Source organism: Halomonas sp. 3F2F, from assembly GCF_014897805.1.
GTDB lineage: Bacteria > Pseudomonadota > Gammaproteobacteria > Pseudomonadales > Halomonadaceae > Vreelandella.
Genome location: NZ_JABUZE010000130.1, coordinates 25,637 through 43,717, shown reverse-complemented (window position 1 = coordinate 43,717; position 18,081 = coordinate 25,637). Strand labels below are relative to the sequence as shown.

16 protein-coding genes are annotated in these 18,081 nt (G+C 52.8%); 13 read left to right on the top strand and 3 right to left on the bottom strand.

Annotation, left to right across the window (positions count from 1 at the left end; genetic code table 11):
• Nucleotides 1–93: 93 nt before the first annotated feature.
• From INT21_RS12685 to INT21_RS12670, 4 genes are all read left to right on the top strand, one after another.
• Nucleotides 94–462 (top strand): hypothetical protein, encoded by a 369-nt coding sequence (locus INT21_RS12685; RefSeq protein WP_193068240.1) that lies wholly within the window; start codon nucleotides 94–96, stop codon nucleotides 460–462.
• A 69-nt stretch (nucleotides 463–531) separates the two neighbouring features.
• Nucleotides 532–3,264 (top strand): preprotein translocase subunit SecA, encoded by a 2,733-nt coding sequence (gene secA / locus INT21_RS12680; RefSeq protein WP_193085309.1) that lies wholly within the window; start codon nucleotides 532–534, stop codon nucleotides 3,262–3,264.
• Between the two features lie 36 nt (nucleotides 3,265–3,300).
• The gene (gene argJ, locus INT21_RS12675) at nucleotides 3,301–4,530 is read left to right on the top strand and encodes a bifunctional glutamate N-acetyltransferase/amino-acid acetyltransferase ArgJ (RefSeq protein ID WP_193068241.1); all 1,230 of its coding nucleotides are present in this window, start codon (nucleotides 3,301–3,303) and stop codon (nucleotides 4,528–4,530) included.
• A 112-nt stretch (nucleotides 4,531–4,642) separates the two neighbouring features.
• On the top strand, nucleotides 4,643–5,590 hold the full coding sequence (locus tag INT21_RS12670) for a Nudix family hydrolase (protein WP_038485369.1): 948 nt from the start codon (nucleotides 4,643–4,645) through the stop codon (nucleotides 5,588–5,590).
• A 71-nt stretch (nucleotides 5,591–5,661) separates the two neighbouring features.
• Here the strand turns inward: INT21_RS12670 and INT21_RS12665 are convergent, their stop codons facing one another.
• A complete protein-coding gene (locus INT21_RS12665) occupies nucleotides 5,662–6,564 on the bottom strand; it encodes a carbon-nitrogen hydrolase (RefSeq protein WP_193068242.1) in 903 nt (300 codons plus the stop codon).
• Nucleotides 6,565–6,573: 9 nt separating this feature from the next.
• Complete coding sequence (locus INT21_RS12660) at nucleotides 6,574–7,644, bottom strand: agmatine deiminase family protein (RefSeq protein WP_193061315.1); 1,071 nt, start codon at nucleotides 7,642–7,644, stop codon at nucleotides 6,574–6,576.
• Nucleotides 7,645–7,843: 199 nt separating this feature from the next.
• On the opposite strand from INT21_RS12660, the gene INT21_RS12655 reads away from it, so the two are divergent.
• Together INT21_RS12655 and INT21_RS12650 are read left to right on the top strand one after the other, a co-directional pair.
• Nucleotides 7,844–9,085, top strand: coding sequence for a lipoprotein-releasing ABC transporter permease subunit (locus tag INT21_RS12655; RefSeq protein WP_089037739.1), 1,242 nt, complete (start codon nucleotides 7,844–7,846; stop codon nucleotides 9,083–9,085).
• A 10-nt stretch (nucleotides 9,086–9,095) separates the two neighbouring features.
• Nucleotides 9,096–9,806 (top strand): ABC transporter ATP-binding protein, encoded by a 711-nt coding sequence (locus tag INT21_RS12650; RefSeq protein WP_193061316.1) that lies wholly within the window; start codon nucleotides 9,096–9,098, stop codon nucleotides 9,804–9,806.
• 12 nt (nucleotides 9,807–9,818) lie between these two features.
• Here the strand turns inward: INT21_RS12650 and INT21_RS12645 are convergent, their stop codons facing one another.
• Nucleotides 9,819–10,370, bottom strand: coding sequence for a DUF2062 domain-containing protein (locus tag INT21_RS12645; protein WP_193085308.1), 552 nt, complete (start codon nucleotides 10,368–10,370; stop codon nucleotides 9,819–9,821).
• A gap of 96 nt (nucleotides 10,371–10,466) precedes the next feature.
• On the opposite strand from INT21_RS12645, the gene INT21_RS12640 reads away from it, so the two are divergent.
• The 7 genes from INT21_RS12640 to murB are packed head-to-tail and all read left to right on the top strand — an operon-like array spanning nucleotide 10,467 to nucleotide 18,042.
• Complete coding sequence (locus tag INT21_RS12640; RefSeq protein ID WP_193061318.1) at nucleotides 10,467–12,734, top strand: DNA internalization-related competence protein ComEC/Rec2; 2,268 nt, start codon at nucleotides 10,467–10,469, stop codon at nucleotides 12,732–12,734.
• Between the two features lie 56 nt (nucleotides 12,735–12,790).
• Nucleotides 12,791–14,527, top strand: coding sequence for a lipid A export permease/ATP-binding protein MsbA (msbA, locus tag INT21_RS12635; protein ID WP_193061319.1), 1,737 nt, complete (start codon nucleotides 12,791–12,793; stop codon nucleotides 14,525–14,527).
• Nucleotides 14,524–15,540, top strand: coding sequence for a tetraacyldisaccharide 4'-kinase (gene lpxK / locus INT21_RS12630; RefSeq protein ID WP_193061320.1), 1,017 nt, complete (start codon nucleotides 14,524–14,526; stop codon nucleotides 15,538–15,540). The genes msbA and lpxK overlap by 4 nt, the downstream gene beginning before the upstream one ends.
• Nucleotides 15,533–15,742 (top strand): Trm112 family protein, encoded by a 210-nt coding sequence (locus INT21_RS12625; RefSeq protein WP_089037745.1) that lies wholly within the window; start codon nucleotides 15,533–15,535, stop codon nucleotides 15,740–15,742. Before lpxK ends, INT21_RS12625 begins: the two co-directional genes overlap by 8 nt.
• Entirely contained in the window at nucleotides 15,742–16,533 is a 792-nt protein-coding gene (gene kdsB / locus INT21_RS12620; RefSeq protein WP_089037746.1) for a 3-deoxy-manno-octulosonate cytidylyltransferase, read from the top strand. The genes INT21_RS12625 and kdsB overlap by 1 nt, the downstream gene beginning before the upstream one ends.
• Nucleotides 16,530–17,015 (top strand): low molecular weight protein-tyrosine-phosphatase, encoded by a 486-nt coding sequence (locus INT21_RS12615; RefSeq protein ID WP_193061321.1) that lies wholly within the window; start codon nucleotides 16,530–16,532, stop codon nucleotides 17,013–17,015. The genes kdsB and INT21_RS12615 overlap by 4 nt, the downstream gene beginning before the upstream one ends.
• Entirely contained in the window at nucleotides 17,002–18,042 is a 1,041-nt protein-coding gene (murB, locus tag INT21_RS12610; protein ID WP_193061322.1) for a UDP-N-acetylmuramate dehydrogenase, read from the top strand. The genes INT21_RS12615 and murB overlap by 14 nt, the downstream gene beginning before the upstream one ends.
• Nucleotides 18,043–18,081: the final 39 nt, after the last annotated feature.

The following is an 18,081-nucleotide window of genomic DNA, read 5'->3' as shown; positions in this document are numbered from 1 at the left end:
GTTGCTGGCTGCGCCACACTCGCGGTTGCCACCAGCGTTCTGTATTGTCTTTTAATTGATAGAGCCTAACACGCTCGGGAGCCAGTCCACAGCATGTCATCAACGCCAGATGTTTTGTCTGCTTCGCCGCGGCGGCAACGCCGAAACGGCCTAGCGCGTTGGTGGCTGGCAGGCCTCTTAGTGAGCTGTTTGTTACCTGCTAGTTTACATCCTTCAGATGCATTTCGTAGTGGTGAGCGCGGCGTCATCATCTGTTTTTGGGTGCCCGCGATGCTGCGTGCCCAATCTGAATGGATCGCCAAGAAGCGCTGTGCGCTGCGCCGCTGGGTACGAAAAAAAACGCGCATCCATCCTGTCGTCTTGCACGGTTCCCGCTATTTTCTTCATATCCCACGTCGATTGGTTGCCGCGATTGATGTGCTGACCCCTCGTGGTCCGCCAGCTCAGCTGTCCGTTTACTAAATTTACCCTTATTTGCCTTATATAAAAGGGCGTGCCTGAATGGGGCGCTCGTGAAGATTTGGAACTTTCATGATTAATAATTTGTTACGTAAAGTTGTTGGCTCTAAAAATGATCGCGACGTTAAACGCATGCAAAAAAGTGTGCTCAGTATTAACGTTTTAGAGCAGGCGCTTGAAGGGGTGAGTGACGCTGAGTTGCAGGAAAAAACAGGGCTGCTCCGTCAAAAATTAGCAGAAGGCGCGTCTGTTGATAGTTTGTTGCCTGAAGCATTTGCCGTCGTGCGAGAGGCCAGTAAGCGGGTAATGAAAATGCGCCACTTTGACGTCCAGATGGTCGGTGGCATGACGTTGCATCGTGGCCGTATTGCGGAAATGAAAACCGGTGAGGGTAAAACCCTGGTGGCGACGCTGGCCGTCTATTTAAATGCGCTGCCAAGCAAGGGTGTGCATGTTGTCACCGTTAACGACTACCTTGCTCGCCGTGATGCTGAGTGGATGCGGCCCTTGTATGAGTTTCTTGGGCTATCGGTAGGCGTTATCTATGCTGGTCAAACGGGTGAAGAGAAGCGCCATGCCTATCAGTGTGACATCACTTACGGTACTAACAATGAGTTTGGTTTCGACTATCTGCGCGACAACATGGCGTTCTCGCTTGAGGATAAAGTGCAGCGTGGCCTGCATTACGCCATTGTCGATGAAGTCGACTCTATTTTAATTGATGAGGCCCGTACGCCGTTAATTATCTCGGGCGCAGTGGATGAAAACACTGATTTGTATGGCATTGTGAATCGTCTGGCTCAACAGTTAGAGCAAGGTGAAGCCTCTGAAGACAGCGATGCGCCGGTTACGGGAGATTTCCTGCTTGATGAAAAACAAAAGCAGGTAGAGCTTACCGAGCAGGGGCATAACAAAGTTGAAGAGCTAATGCGTGCCGAAGGGTTGTTGGGCGAGGGCGAGTCGCTTTATGCCGCACAAAACCTAAACTTGCTTCAGCATATGCATTCCGCGCTGCGCGCACGGCATCTTTATCATTTAGACGTTGACTACATCGTGTCTGAAGGCCAGGTCGTCATCGTTGATGAGCATACTGGGCGTAGTATGCCGGGACGCCGATGGTCAGAAGGGCTGCACCAAGCGGTTGAAGCGAAAGAAGGGGTGACGGTTCAGCGAGAGAGCCAGACACTGGCATCGACTACTTTCCAGAACTATTTCCGTTTGTATGAAAAGCTCGCAGGTATGACCGGCACCGCTGATACCGAAGCGTTCGAATTTCGGCAAATTTATGGCCTGGATGTGGTCGTTATTCCAACGAATCGACCGCTTGCTCGTAAAGATCTGAATGATTTGGTTTATCTGAGTGCGGAAGAGAAATACGAAGCGATTATTAAAGATGTGAGGGCTGAAACCGAGGCCGGGCGCCCCGTGCTCGTCGGTACTGCATCGATTGAAACCTCTGAGTACCTAGCTCGCCTTATGCGCGAAGCTGGCCTGGCGTTTAATGTTCTGAATGCTAAACAGCACCAAAGCGAAGCAGAAATCATCGCTCAAGCAGGTCGTCCTGGCGCCATTACTATTGCAACGAATATGGCGGGTCGTGGTACCGATATCGTCCTGGGGGGGAACTGGGAAGCAGAAGCAGCTAAGCTGCAGAATCCCACTCAAGAACAGATTGATGCGCTAAAGGCAGAGTGGCAGAAGCGTCATGATGGTGTTTTAGAAGCGGGTGGCTTGCATGTGATTGGTTCTGAGCGCCATGAGTCCCGTCGTATTGATAACCAGTTGCGTGGCCGTGCGGGACGTCAAGGTGACCCAGGCTCTACACGCTTCTTCCTCTCGTTAGAAGACAGTTTGATGCGCTTGTTTGGTTCTGACCGAGTGAAGCGCTTGATGCTGGCTCTTGGGCTAGAGCGCGGTGAGGCGATTGAGCACAAGATGGTGTCTAACGCTGTCGAGCGCGCCCAGAAAAAAGTAGAGGGGCGCAACTTTGATATCCGCAAGCAGTTGCTTGAATACGATGATGTCGCTAACGACCAGCGCCGAGTTATCTACGAACAGCGTAATGAAATTCTTTCCGCTGATGAGGTTTCCGACGCCGTTATCGGTATTCGTGAAGAAGTCATGGAAGATGCCATCAGTGATTATGTGCCTCCTCAGAGCTTGGCTGAGCAGTGGGATTTGCCTGGGTTAGAGGCGCATCTTAAAACTGAATTCAATCTTGATGCTCCTGTTACGCAGTGGGCGGCAGAGGATGAGCGTTTCAGTGAAGAGAAGCTGCGTGAGCGTTTACAAACGATGCACCGCGATGCGTATCAAGCCAAAATTGAGGCTGCTGGTGCCACGTTGATTCGCCGTTTTGAAAAACAAGTCATGCTCCAGGTATTGGATACCCGTTGGAAAGAGCATCTTCAGTCGATGGATCACTTGCGTCGCGGTATTCATTTGCGTGGTTACGCCCAGAAGAACCCTAAGCAAGAGTACAAGCGAGAGTCCTTCGAGTTGTTTCAGCATCTGCTAACGAACATCAAAGCTGACGTTACGCGTATTTTAAGCCATGTTCAGGTTCGTCAGCCTGAAGAGGTTGATGCGTTAGAGCAAAAGCGCCGTGAAGAGTCAGTACGTGAACGTGCGACAGCAGCAAGCCGCCACGACGACCCTAACGCCCAGCAGGACGATGTTTCACAGGACGCGCCAGGGGCTGATGGTCGTCCGCTGCGTCGTGAAGGACCGAAAGTAGGGCGCAATGATCCGTGCTCATGTGGGTCCGGTAAAAAATATAAGCAGTGCTGCGGAAAACTAAGCTAATCACGCGTGGCGAAATTGAGCGCAAAGGAGAAAAACATGGCGGTGGGAAATCTTGCTTTTCCGGAATTGCCACCCCTTAATGGGGTGCGCCTGGGTAGTGCAATGGCAGGTATTAAAAAGCCGGATCGCCGTGATGTTGTGGTGATTGAGCTACCTGAAACTGCCACGGTAGCTGGGGTTTTTACTCGTAATGCGTTTTGTGCTGCCCCAGTGGTCGCTGCGAAAGCGCATCTTGAAGCGTGTGCAAGCGCAGGGCGTGTGCCTCGCTACTGGTTGGTAAATACTGGCAATGCCAATGCTGGTACTGGCGCATCAGGCTTGCAGGATGCTTATGCCAGCTGTGAAGCGCTTGCTGAGCAAATGGGCGTTGATAAAAGCCAGGTCTTGCCCTTTTCAACCGGCGTGATAGGCGAACCTCTTCCCATGACGCGCCTGCTTGCCGGTATACCCCATGCGCTAAATTCCTTAACGGATACTAGCCTTGCTTGGCAGCAAGCGGGTGAGGGAATTCTAACCACGGATACCCGTGCCAAGGGCGCAACGGCAACCGTTTCAATTGGCGATCAGCAGGTCACGATCAACGGTATTACCAAAGGTTCAGGCATGATTAAGCCTAATATGGCGACCATGTTGGGCTTTGTAGTAACGGATGCGGCGATTGCACAGCCGTTGTTAGCAAGTTTGTTACGTGAAACGGTAGATCACTCCTTCAACTGCATCACTGTCGATAGCGATACATCAACCAACGATGCGTGCATGTTGGCAGCGACAGGTACCGGCGCTCGCATCGAAAACGAAGAGCAGGTGGCCATTTTCCGCAATGCGCTGCAATGCGTCATGACCGAGCTTGCTCAAGCGATTATTCGTGATGGCGAAGGGGCAACTAAGTTTGTGACGCTCCAGGTGGATGAAGCGACCACTCGGCAGGAAGCCTTGGATGTCGCTTTTACCGTTGCTCACTCGCCGCTGGTGAAGACTGCGCTCTACGCTTCTGATGCTAACTGGGGGCGTATTCTAGCCGCTGTTGGGCGCGCGCCGGTTGAGGCATTCGATGTTAACCAAGTCGTGATTGATTTGGGTGACGTTCGCTTGGTTGAACAGGGTGGCCGTGCCGACAGTTATACAGAGGCTGCGGGCAGTGCCGTCATGGCGCAGGAAGAGATCATCATTCGCATTAATTTGGGCCGTGGTGAAGAGAGTGCCACTATGTGGACCTCGGACCTATCTCATGACTATGTGACTATCAACGCGGATTACCGTAGCTGAAGTGCACTGAAAAGTAGCCAAAAACAGTTGCAGTGACGTGCTAATGCAGCGAGATAGCGTCGTCTTTGGTTAGGGCGGCGCGCAAAAAGTGGGTAAAGACGTAATGAGTGTAATGGTAAAACGACGAGTTCATGTCGCGGCGGCTGCAATGATCAGCGCCGATCAGAAGCGGGTGCTGATTGCGCGTCGGCCCTCTAATGTCGATCAAGGGGGCCTATGGGAGTTTCCTGGGGGTAAGCTGGCGCCTTATGAAACAGGCTTGGAAGGTCTCAAGCGTGAGCTTCACGAAGAGCTTGGCGTCGAGATTGTACGGGCCCGGCCTCTTATCCGTGTTCATCATGAGTATCCTGATAAGCACATCCTGCTAGATGTTTGGCAAGTCCAAGAGTTTGCAGGTGAGCCGTTTGGCCGTGAGGGGCAGGCTGTGCGCTGGGTGCCTATGGAAGAGTTGGTGAACTATCCTTTCCCTGCCGCTAACTTGCCTATTTTGCGTGCGGTGATGTTGCCCACCGATTATCTGATTACCGGCGAAGAAGCTGACGAAGAGCGTTTCGATAGCTTGTTAGAAAGAGCGCTTAGTGAGGACGGTGTCAGACTCGTACAGCTGCGGGCAAAAAATCTTGATGAAGCGGCATACATTGCCCGTGCTGAGCGCGCGCTGCGCCTTTGCCGTCAGTACGATGCAAAGCTGTTGCTGAATGGCGAGCCTGCATTGCTTGATGCTGTTGATGCTGACGGTATTCATTTAACCAGCGCACGGTTAATGGACCTTGAGCGTCGCCCGATTGCAGAAAATAAATGGCTCTCGGCATCGACTCACGATCAAAAGCAACTTTCTCAGGCGGCAGTTTTGGGTTGTGATTTTGTCACGCTGTCGCCGTTGCGCACTACGCCTTCTCATCCTGAAGTGGCGCCACTGGGGTGGCATGACTTCCAGCAGCTAGTGGAACGTGCTGGTATGCCGGTATTTGCACTGGGTGGTATGACACGTTTTGATGCTAACCATGCACGCGCTGTTGGCGCTCAGGGAATTGCGTCTATTCGTGATTTTTGGAAGTAAAGCCAATCGCCACACGTTAGCTTTTTGAATGCTGCGCCTGCTCTCGATGAGAGCAGGCGTCTATGTTTTTATCAATCGCGATAGCGGCGTGTTAAGTCACCGTAAGCATCAATACGGCGGTCGCGCAAATAAGGCCAAATACGCCGAGTGTTCTCGCTGCGCGCCATATCGATGTTGACGACTAGTTGCTGCGTCTCTTCACCTGCATGCGCTAGCATTTCTCCCTGTGGGCCGCATACAAAACTTCCTCCCCAAAACGCAATGCCGTTACCAACGCCAGAGTGGTCGGGTTCAAAGCCGACTCGGTTAGCGACTAGCACGGGCAGCCCGTTAGCGACGCCATGGGAGCGCTGTATAATTGTCCAAGCATCTTTCTGACGGGCTTTTTCAGCGTCATCATCACTTGGATCCCAGCCGATGGCCGTGGGGTAGAGAAGCAGCTCCGCACCACTTAGTGCCATTAAGCGTGCCGCTTCCGGGTACCATTGGTCCCAACAAACCAGAATACCTAGCCGCCCAACAGAGGTGTCAATAGGCGTGAAGCCTTGGCCACGTCTGTCGTCAACATCGCCAGGGGTAAAGTAAAACTTTTCGTAAAAGGCCGGATCATCCGGGATGTGCATTTTACGGTACTGTCCTACACGTCCTTTTGCGCGGTCATAAACGACGGCTGTATTGTGGTAAAGCCCCGCCGCCCGTTTTTCAAACAACGACCCCACCAGCACAATATTCAGCTCCTTGGCTAGTTCGGCCAGGTGCTGACCAGTAGGGCCGTCTAATGGTTCAGCCAAATCAAACAGTGCAGGGTCTTCGTACTGGCAAAAGTAGTGCGTGGCATGCAGCTCCTGAAGCAACACTAATTGTGCGCCTTGGCTAGCAACTGAGCGTATGCCTGCTTCGCTGGCAGCAAGACTACGTGCTTTATCTGGCCACGCGGGCTGTTGAACAACACCGACGGTTAAGCTGTTAGACATGATGGCTCCTTAGGATTGACTAAGCGCAGGGGCAAGGGTGCCTTTCGGTAGCTGCATGGTTAAGCAGTGAAGGCTGCCATGCTGGCGAATGACGCTATTACACTCGATAGGAATCAGGGTGTGTTCTGGAAAGGCAATACTCAACGCTTGCAGCGCGACCAGGTCGGCGGGATCGCCGTAAGTGGGCACCAGTACGGCATTATTGATAATTAAAAAATTCGCATAGGTAGCCGGGAGGCGATGACCATCTTCAGGATCAAAGCAGGCCTGTGGCCACGGCAAGGCGATTAACTGGTAGGGCTCGCCGTTGCGCTGGCGAAACGCCATGAGCTCTTGCTCCATTGCGTTTAGCGCTGGATAGTGAGGATCAGTCGGGTCGTCGCAGCGGACATACGCAATGGTAGAGGGATTGCAAAAGCGCGCGAGCGTATCAACATGACTGTCAGTATCGTCACCTTCAAGATGCCCATTGGCTAGCCATAGGACTCGATCGACGCCAAAATCTTCCGCTAACTGGGCTTCAACATCCGTACGCGAAAGTGACGGATTGCGGTTGGGGTTCAGTAAGCAGGCTTCAGTGGTTAGCAGCGTGCCCTCTCCGTCGGTTTCAATCGCGCCGCCTTCTAGCACCATGCTGCGTGGAGCGATGGGGCAGGTCCACACCCCTGCATCGTTCAGCCACTGAGTGAGGCGATTGTCATGCTCGGCAGGAAATTTACCGCCCCAGCCAGTAAACGTGTAATCCAGCATGAGTGGCTGCTGCGTTTCGTCCACCACGGTGATCGGCCCATGGTCTCGGGCCCAAGTGTCATCCGTGGGAGCGACAATGAGCATCAGTTGTTGTTGGGCAATGCCATAGGCCTCAAACGTCGCAGCCAAGCGATGCTGGGTGGTGTCATCAGGAACGCTGATTAACACGCGCTGATAGCGTGTCGTGGCAATCACGATACGCTCAAGTGTTGCTTCGATGCGCGATAACAGCGGTGCCCAGTCGCCGTCTGGGCGGGGCCAAGTCAGTTGCAAGCCGTCTTGGGGGGACCACTCGGGCAATAAACGGTAAGTCTTGTTAGCCAACGTCACGAATGCTCTTAATAGTCGAAAAAATCCTTGCCCTAAAGACAAGCAGAATGGGCGCAATTTAGGGGCTCGCTTAGCAACATGCAAGCGTTACCGTGCTTGAGGGAACGCTAGGCAGACTTGTTACTCTAACGCAGCGTTCGTACATGCACCCATGCTAAAAAAACCGTACCATGGACGCTTATTACTAAGGAATGATGCCATGCTTGATCGTTTGCCTTTTCTGGTGGGGCTGCGCTACGTGCGCGCTAAACGCCGGAACCACTTTATTTCATTTATTTCGCTAACTTCAATGCTGGGGTTAATGCTTGGCGTGGCAGTGCTGATACTTGTGCTGTCGGTGATGAATGGTTTTGATCACGAGCTGCGTACTCGAATTTTGGGCATGGTGCCTCACACTAAAATTGAATCACAAGCAGGGTTAGTTGAGTGGCAGGCGTTAGCAGAGCAGCTTGTTGAGCGAGAGCGAGTTATTGGTGCAGCGCCCTATGTTGAACAGCAAGGTATGTTTTCAGCGGGTGGCAGAAACCAAGGCGCTATGGTGAATGGCATTCACCCAGACTGGGAAGATCAAGTGTCGATTATTGGTGAGCATATGCGCCAAGGTCAGCTTTCTGATCTGGTGCCTGGTGAGTGGCACGTAGTGCTGGGGTCTATGCTGGCACGCCGCTTGGGCGTTGGGGTAGGTGATCGCGTCACGCTACTTGTTCCAGAGGCATCGATTACACCCGCAGGGGTTTTTCCAAGACTCAAGCGATTCACTGTTAGCGGTATCTTTAGTGTAGGCGCTGATTTAGACGCTAATCTGGCCTATGCCAATATTGAAGATATGCAAACGTTAGCGCGCTTGGGCGACGCGGTGGGTGGCCTACGGCTGGAGCTAGATGACCTGTTCGTGGCTGGCAGTGAAACGCAAGCGATTGTTAACGAACTTGGCGCAGGGTACCGCGGTACGGATTGGACTGCTTCCCATGGCAGTCTATTTCAAGCGATTCAGATGGAAAAGCGCATGATTGCACTGCTGCTTACGGTCATTATTGCCGTTGCCGCATTTAATATAGTGTCTACGCTAGTGATGGTAGTGACCGATAAGCGAGCGGATATTGCCATTTTACGCACCATAGGCGCCACCCCACGTTCGATCATGGGGATTTTTATCGTGCAAGGGCTCACCATCGGTCTGATAGGTATTGCGATTGGCGTTACTGTGGGTGTTCTCCTGGCACTGACTGTCTCTGATTTGATCAGTTGGTTTGAAACAACTTTCGGTATTCAGTTCTTGGATGCCGGGGTTTACTTTATTAGTGACTTGCCCTCTCAACTGCAGTGGGGTGATGTGCGTGATATTGTCATCGCTGCCTTTGGTCTGACCTTCCTCTCGACGCTTTATCCCGCTTGGCGGGCCGCTCGGGTTCAGCCTGCCGATGTACTGCGTTATGAATAAGGAAGTAACGATGACCTCAAGTACCCAGCACTCAACCACAGTTATGTTGGAATGTAACAGCCTGACACGGGTATATAGCGAAGGCCCTCAAGATCTTACCGTATTAGATCAGCTTGAGCTTAAGGTACATGCTGGAGAGCGTGTTGCCATTGTAGGGAGCTCAGGCTCGGGTAAAACAACGCTGTTAAACCTGCTGGGAGGGCTTGATCGGCCTAGCGCTGGTAGCGTAGTGATTGCTGGTGAGCCGTTAGCCGGTCTTAACGAAGCGGCATTAGGCCGTTTTCGGAACCGCTATATCGGCTTTGTCTATCAGTTTCATCACTTGCTAGCTGAGTTCACTGCGCTAGAGAACGCCGCGCTGCCGTTAATTATTCGTGGCCAGTCTAAGAAGGCAGCGGAGCAGCGGGCTATGCAGTTGCTCGAACGAGTGGGCATGAAAGCGCGAGCAGATCATAAACCGGGCGAACTTTCGGGAGGGGAGCGTCAGCGGGTGGCCATTGCCCGTGCATTAGTGACAGATCCCCGTCTTGTGCTAATGGATGAGCCAACCGGGAATCTTGATCAAACCACGGCAGGTACCATTTTAGCGCTTATGGATGAATTGGCTAAAGAGAGTGCCTGCGCGTTTGTTATTGTGACTCATGATGTCAGTTTGGCTGCCCATCAGGATCGGGTATTAAGGCTGGATAGTGGGCGGTTAATTGAGCAGAACAGCGACTAATACCCTAGGGGGTTAGTCGTCGAACTCTGATTCAATACAAGCCCGGCGCTGCCGTCTCTTCAGGCGGCGGCGCTTCCAGTGATGGGAAACATGCCAGCGCCAAATTAGCCGTATGACGATATTGGCAAGCATGGCTGATAGTAAGGCAGAAATTAACGATCCAAGCATTAGCGGTGGCAGGATGTCGTGCATTTGTTCTGCAATCCAGCGCGTGGATATACGCGATGGTGCCTCTCTCACTGGTGCTTCTAACAGAAACGTGCCAATTCGATAATTAAAATAAAAAATAACCGGCATGGTAAGTGGATTGGTAATCCACACCAACCCTACCGAAAGTGCCAAGTTACAACGGCTAAATTTTGCCCCCAGTGCTGCAACTACCATTTGAAACGGTATAGGCAGCATGGCGCAAAAAAGCCCCACGCTGAATGCGTTTGCAACGCTTCGACGTGTTAAAAGCCATAACCCGGGGTCCGCAATTAACGGCGCAATAAAGCGTAGTGAGCGCTGTCGCCTTAATGTGTCGGGTTTGGGCATGTAGCGCTGCAGGAAACGGCGCGGCATGTCAGGTACTCTTTCGATTGGTACATCCTATTATCCATATAGCAGCGTGCTTCGGCTATGGCGTGGGTATGAATGACCCAGTTCCAAGGAGGGGATATGCAACTAGGCGCTGCACTACCGGCTGCCTTGGCAGTATTGATGGGGGCACTAGCGGCGTGGATCAGCGGCCCCGAGGCGCACCTGCAGGTTTTGTTGCCAGGTGTGCTTGTGGTGCTGCTTTGCTTGGTTGTATATCGGCGTAGCCTATTAATTTGGCTGGTTATTTCAAGCTGGGTTTTTATCAGCGTGCAGCAGGAGTGGGGGCACCGTTTGCCACCTGGGCTCAGTGGAGAGGATGTCACTCTGGAGGCCCGAGTAATCAATGTTCAAACGCAAGCGGAGTCGTCACGAGTGCGCTTGGCAGTGGAATCTTGCCGCTCTCCCGAGGGACTGCCAAGTTGTAGCGCACTGCGTAGCGTGCGAGTAAGTGCCTATGGCAACCAGCGCTACCTCGTTGGTGAGCGCTGGCGGATGACGCTGCGGCTCCGCCCGCCCAGTGGCTTTTCTAATCCAAATACATTTGATTTTCAGCAATGGTTATGGCGTGAAGGCATACATGCGACGGGCTATGTGCGCCAGGAGCCTACGCCCGAACGCCTGTCGGGGGCTGCGCCGACACTTCGTCAGCGAGCAATGGCGACGCTGGCTAGCCAGCCGTTGCAAGAGCGAACCCGGCGCTGGCTTGCGGCGCTAACGCTGGGAGATAGTGAGCAGTTGACCCAAGATGATTGGACCTTGCTCAATGCAACGGGTACGACGCATTTAGTGGTCATTTCTGGGTTGCATGTTGGGCTTGTCGCTTCATTTGTGCTGTTGTTGGCACGTTTTACTGCCAGGCTGATAACGCCCACCAATTGGCGTCTGCGTGCTTGGCCCTGGTGGTTAGCAGGGGTGGCGGCTGTGGGGTACGCCATGTTAGCCGGACTAGCACCTCCTGCCATGCGCGCCATGATCATGACGCTGTTAGGCTTGTGGGTGCTTAGCGGGCGCCATGCGCCAGGAGCTTGGCAAGCTTGGTGGCTTGCGCTCGGGATAGTGTTAGTGGTTGATCCTCTTGCACTGTGGAGGCCTGGTCTGTGGCTATCGTTTATTGCGGTAGGCTGGTTGATTATTATTTGGCAAGGCCGCCCCCGCCCACAGGGTCTAAAAGGGTGGTGCTGGGCGCTACTGCGTTCTCAACTACTCATTGCACCGCTGATGGCGGCTGCAGTGCTATTGGCTTTTGGAAGAGTAGCCCCTGCGGCCCCGCTGATTAATCTTGTTGCTGTACCTTGGGTAAGCTCCGTGATGGTGCCTAGTGCGCTATTGGGGTGGGTGCTGTCGCCACTGCCTGGAATAGGGCTTTTTGTGTGGTGGTGTTTTGAGCAGGCACTGCAGGTTTTTCATCAGTTACTCGTCATCGCCGTGCAGTGGGCACCGCTTTTGCAGCCACCGTCAATACTGATGTTTCCGCTAGTAGGTGCACTGTTATTGATGTCGCTGTGTTGGGGGCTTCCCAATGTCCCAGGATGGTTGCGTGTTAGTGCGACATTACTGCTATTAAGCTTTCCGTGGTGGTCAGCGGACGAACAGTTTAACCAAGGTGAGCTGCGTGTCATTGTTTATGATGTCGGGCAAGGCCAACTGATTGAATTACGTAGCGCCAACTATCGATTGCTATACGACACAGGACCTCGCTTTCGCAGTGGGTTTATGCCGCTGCAAACCCTTTGGCCCCCAGGCCAATCGTTCGACCACGTTATTGTCAGCCATGCTGATACCGATCATGCGGGAGGGATTAGTGCGCTTTTAAAAGACCATCAAGTAACGCAATGGTGGGTTCCCAGTGGAGATCTTCTGCCTGTTGCGAGTACAGAGTGTGTTCAAGGGCAGCAGTGGCGACGTGATGGCATTGACTATCAGATACTATGGCCCCCAAAAGGGGAGAACGTGCTCTCCTCAAATGATCGCTCCTGTGTACTTCAAATAAGCGCGGGTGGGCAGCGTTTGTTGATTACCGGTGACGTTGGTAAGGACGTTGAAAGAAGAATCTTAGCGAATGTTATTACGCCGATTGGCGTGTTAGTGGCTGGGCATCATGGAAGCAATACAAGTTCGGGTGTTCAGTTCGTTCAAGTAAGTCGTCCTCGGCATGTCATTTTTAGTGCTGGGAAAGATAATCCCTTTAACCATCCGGTCGACGCGGTAGTGCGCCGCTTTCGACAACAACAGAGCTGCTTATGGAGTACCGCCCAGGATGGCGCTCTCGAATTTAGCCTCACAGCGACTCAGCCAATTCAGATCATTCCCATGCGAAAGCAACAGGGCGTTCGTAAGCGGTGTTGATGCGCGTCACCATAAGGTAGAATTCTCGCAACTGCACACTATGGCCGGGAGCGCGTGTGACTGATTCAGGTTGGGTTCTCTACAAGCGATTATTAACTTACGTCAAACCTCACTGGCGCGCATTCGCGTTAGCGATCGTCGGTTTTATTATTTATGCCGCCTCTAGTACGGCACTAGCTGAAATGATGAAGCAGCTGATTGATGGCATTCAAAACCCTGATGCTACCTTTCGTTTACTGCTCCCACTGTTTGTGGTGATTATGTTCGCTTCGCGTGGGTTGGGGACATTTTTAAGCACCTACTTTATGTCTTATGTCGGACGTTATGTGATTCACACGCTGCGCTGCGATGTGTTTGCGCATTTGCTACATTTGCCTGGGCGTTTCTTCGACCACCATTCCAGTGGCCATTTGGTATCTCGAGTAACGTATCACGTAGAGCAGGTCGCAGGTGCTGCCACGAAAGCGGTCACTATTATTCTGCGTGAAGGTCTGTTCGTTATCGGGCTGATCGGTTATCTGTTTTGGACCAACTGGATGCTAACGCTGCTATTTCTGGGCGTAACGCCGGTGATTGCTGTTGTGGTGAGCTATGCCAGCAAACGTTTTAGGCGTATCTCCAAGCGTATTCAGCACTCCATGGGAGACGTTACTCATGTCGCTTCTGAAGCGCTCTCCGGCTATCGCGTCGTGCGCACGCATGGTGCTGAAGAGTATGAAAAACAACGTTTTGAACGGGTAAGCGAAGAAAATCGCCGTCAGAGTATGAAAGAGGCGATGACGCGTGCTGTGAGTTCACCAGTGATCTTGATGCTGGTAGCGATTTCCATGGCTATTCTGGTTTGGCTTGCCATGGCGCCTGCGCTTATGGAAAACATGACGCCGGGGGAGTTTGTTGCCTTTATTACCGCAGCAGCGCTAATGATCAAGCCGGTGCGCCAGCTCACAGAAGTGAATAGTGAGATTCAAAAAGGCATTGCGGCGGCTTCGGAGCTATTTGGCTTGCTTGATTTGACCCCTGAGCAGGATGAAGGGAAGACAATTCCCCGTCAGCTTACAGGCAGCGTGGTGATTGATAATGTCAGTTTCCGCTACGCTGATGACCAGCCTAATGTATTGCACGATATTAATATTAGTGTTGCCCCTGGTGAGCTAGTGGCGATTGTTGGGCGCTCTGGTAGCGGTAAATCAACATTGGTCAGCCTGCTGCCGCGTTTTTATCGTCCTAGTGAAGGGCGCATTGTGATTGATGGGGTAAATGCCGATGATTATGCGTTGGGCCCTTTGCGTCAGCAAATTGCGTTAGTATCGCAACAAGTCACGCTGTTTAATGCAACCATTGCTGACAATATTGGCTATGGCGTTACCAACCCAGACCCAGCCGCCATTGAAGCGGCCGCTCAGGCGGCGTACGCCAGTGAGTTTATTGAAAAACTGCCTCAGGGCTATGCCACGGTAGTGGGTGAAAACGGTGTGATGTTATCCGGAGGGCAGCGCCAGCGCTTAGCAATCGCTCGGGCGATTTTTAAAGATGCACCTATTCTTATCTTGGACGAAGCGACATCGGCACTGGATACCGAGTCCGAGCGCTATATCCAGAAAGCGCTGGAGCATGTGTGTGAAGGGCGTACCACATTGGTCATTGCCCACCGTCTATCCACCATTGAACGGGCTGACCGTATTTTGGTGATGGATCAAGGGCGCATTATTGAGCAGGGTACCCACCAAGCGTTGCTAGAAGCGGGAGGTGCCTATGCGGCGCTGCATCAGCTTCAGTTTCAGGAGAGTGAATGAGCCTGGAACAACGCTGGCTTAAGGCGGCTTACCAGGGGAGCCGATGGCTAACGCCGCTGTATCCGTTGGGTGCTTTATACCGTTATCTTATGGCGCGCCGTAGCTCTCACTATCACGCTGGTAAAAAGCTAGCTGTTAAAGCATCCGTACCCGTTATCGTGGTGGGTAATATCACTCTTGGTGGAACCGGCAAGTCGCCGCTAGTGGCGTGGCTGGTCGACTGGCTGAGGAAGCAGGGGTGGTCGCCAGGTATTATTACCCGTGGTTATGGTGGTAAAGCATCGCACTATCCGTTACGGGTAACTGCAATCACTGACCCTGCGCAAAGCGGCGATGAGCCATTAATGTTGGCGCAACAAACGGGCTGCCCGGTCGTAGCTGATCCGCGCCGTCCAAGAGGCGTTCAAGCCCTGGTTGATAGTGGGTGCGACATTATTGTCAGTGATGATGGGTTACAGCATCTGGCGTTAGGACGTGATATTGAATTGGTTGTTGTTGATGGAGCTAGGGGGCTAGGAAATGGGCGCTGCTTACCTGCTGGGCCGCTGAGAGAATCACCCAGTAGATTAGCTCAAGTTGATGCTGTGATTATTAATGGTGAGCAGCGCCGCCCTCTGCCTAGAGAGGGAGTGGCGATGCGACTAGCGCCGCTCAGCTGGCGCCGAGTGCAGGATGGTCAGCGTATGCCACTTACCCCTCTGCCATTTACGCTACCTGTGAATGCTGTGGCGGGTATTGGCCATCCTGAGCGTTTTTTTAATACGCTGCGAAGTTTAGGGGTGGAAGGCGAGATGCATCCGCTAGCAGATCATCAGCGTTTTGATGACCAGACTTTCCGTTTTAGTCATCAGCGCCCCGTTGTAATGACCGCCAAAGACGCAGTGAAGTGCCAAGCGTTAGCGCCACCCGATAGCTGGGTGCTAGAGGTAGAAGCCGTGCTTCCGCCAGAGTTTGAACACTGGCTGGCAGCTAAATTGTCAGCGCTTTCTGAAAAGGGATACACCGATGGATAAAGAACTACTGGCAATGCTGGTTTGCCCGCTTTGCAATGGCAAGCTCAAGTATAATCGTGAAGCCCAGGAACTTTGCTGCCACTACGACGGTTTGGCGTACCCTATTCAAGCAGGCATCCCTGTGATGCTTCCTGAAGAGGCGCGCGCGATGGATGCCGATGAAAAGCTACCTATCTCGCCTGGTCGTACCGGAGAGGTGTAATGTCAGTCGCTAAGACCGAATTTATTGCCGTTGTTCCCGCGCGTTTTGGCTCGTCCCGCTTGCCGGGTAAGCCACTGCTGGATATCGCGGGTGAGCCTATGGTTGCCCATGTCTGGCGAAGAGCCTGTCAAAGCCAAGCAAGTCGTGTCGTGGTAGCCACTGACGATCCTCGTATACGTGATGCGATGTTGCCCTACGGTGCGGATGTCGTTATGACTCGCGCGGATCATCCTTCTGGTACGGACCGGCTGGCCGAAGTGGCAGAGCAGCTCGGGCTAAGCGACGACACTTTAGTGGTGAATGTGCAAGGCGATGAGCCGCTTATCCCCCCGGCCTTAATTGACCAAGTGGCGATGCGTTTAGCCGAAGATCGAGAAGCGGCCATTGCGACGCTTGCTGAGCCTATTACTGATGTTGAAACGTTATTTAACGCTAACGTCGTCAAAGTTGTTCGCTCCTTGCAGGGGCGTGCTCTGTACTTTTCTCGTGCTCCCATTCCTTGGGATCGAGAGCAATTTAAAGTCCAGCCCGCGCTTTTAGCCACCGATGCGTGGTTGCGTCATATTGGTATATACGCCTACCGTGCCAGTTTCCTTGCCGCTTATCGTGAGCTGGCGCCGTCGAGCCTTGAGCAGTTGGAGCAGCTAGAACAGCTGCGTGCGCTACAGCATGGCTATGCCATTCAAGTTGCGCTAGCCAGCACTATCAATCCTCCTGGTGTGGATACGCCGGAAGACTTAGCCAGGGTGAGAGCGCTTCTGGCGAGTGAAAGTGAAGGTGGAAGCGAATGAAGCGCGTCCTATTTGTCTGTTTGGGCAATATTTGTCGTTCGCCAACGGCCGAAGGCGTCTTTTGGCACGCTGTTGAAGAGGCTGGCTTAAGTCGTCATATCAACGTTGACTCTTGTGGTGTAGGTAGCTGGCATGTTGGAAAAGCGCCAGACAGCCGTGCCCAGGCAGCTGCTTTGCAGCGTGGTATCGATATTAGTCATTTGCGCGCTCGTCAGCTAAGCGCCAGTGACTTTCTTGAATTCGACTATGTGCTAGGCATGGATCGCGACAACCTCAAGGCAATGCGAGCGCTACAGCCGAGTACCAGTCGTGCCCATGTGGGGCTCTTGCTAGATTTTGCCGATATGCCAGATGCTGAAGTGCCCGACCCTTATTACGGTGGTGATGAGGGCTTTGAACATGTCCTGAATCTAATTGAGGCGGCTTCTACAGGGCTAATTGCCCAGCTGAGAAATGACGGGCTGAGAAATGACGAGTTGTGAAAGAGGTAATAATGATTTGCTTAGTCGTTGCCAGTCAGTCGATTTAACCTCTGCGAACACGCTGCGTTTACCCTGTCAGGCGGAGCGGTATGTTGCCCCTAAAACGCTAAGTGCACTCCAGCATGTGGTGCGTGAAGCCGTTGCTAAGCAGTGGCACATTACGCTCTTGGGAGGTGGCAGTAATGTGCTGCTTCCCGCTAAGCTGAAAGGCATTACGATTCGGCCTGCTATGCAGCAGTGGTGGCTAGAGAGTTGCGGAGAGTCTGTTGTTGCTCATGTGGGAGCAGGCGTTAATTGGCATTCGTTAGTCATGACGCTAGCGGCTCGCGGCCTGTGGGGTATTGAAAACTTAGCGCTGATTCCTGGTGATTGCGGCGCAGCACCGGTACAGAACATTGGTGCATACGGTGTCGAGCTTAAAGACGTTCTGGTAGGGGTGCAGGTAGTAGAGTTGGCGTCGGGTAGTGTACGTTGGTTAAGCGCCGATGCTTGCCAATTTGGTTACCGAGATAGCATCTTCAAAAAATCGCTAGCGGATAAAGTCGTCATTACTCAGTTGGCGCTTCGGCTATCAAAAACGCCGCTACCAAGACTGGGTTATGGAGATTTAGCTGCCCGGGTAGCCGCTTCGGCGAATTGCTTGGCGGTGGCTCAAGCAGTGTGTGCTATTCGTCAGGAAAAACTACCGGACCCTCAGGTGCTCGCAAATGCGGGTAGCTTCTTTAAAAACCCGCTAGTTAACAGCGATCAGTTATCACGCTTGTTACAGGCATACCCTAGCATGCCATATTTTCCGCAGATTAACGGTCAATCCAAACTGGCAGCGGGGTGGTTGATTGATCAGTGTGGGTTGAAAGGGGTTCGGCAAGGGGCTTTCGGTGTTCACGCGCGGCAGGCCTTGGTGCTTGTGCATTTTGGCGGTGGCGATCGGTGCGAGCTACTGCAGTTTGCAGAGCATATTGCCCACCAGGTCTATGACCAATTTGGTGTTGAGTTAGAGCCTGAGCCACGCTTGGTACAAGCATAAAAAAACCCCGCTTAGCGGGGTTTTTTAGTGCTAGTGTCG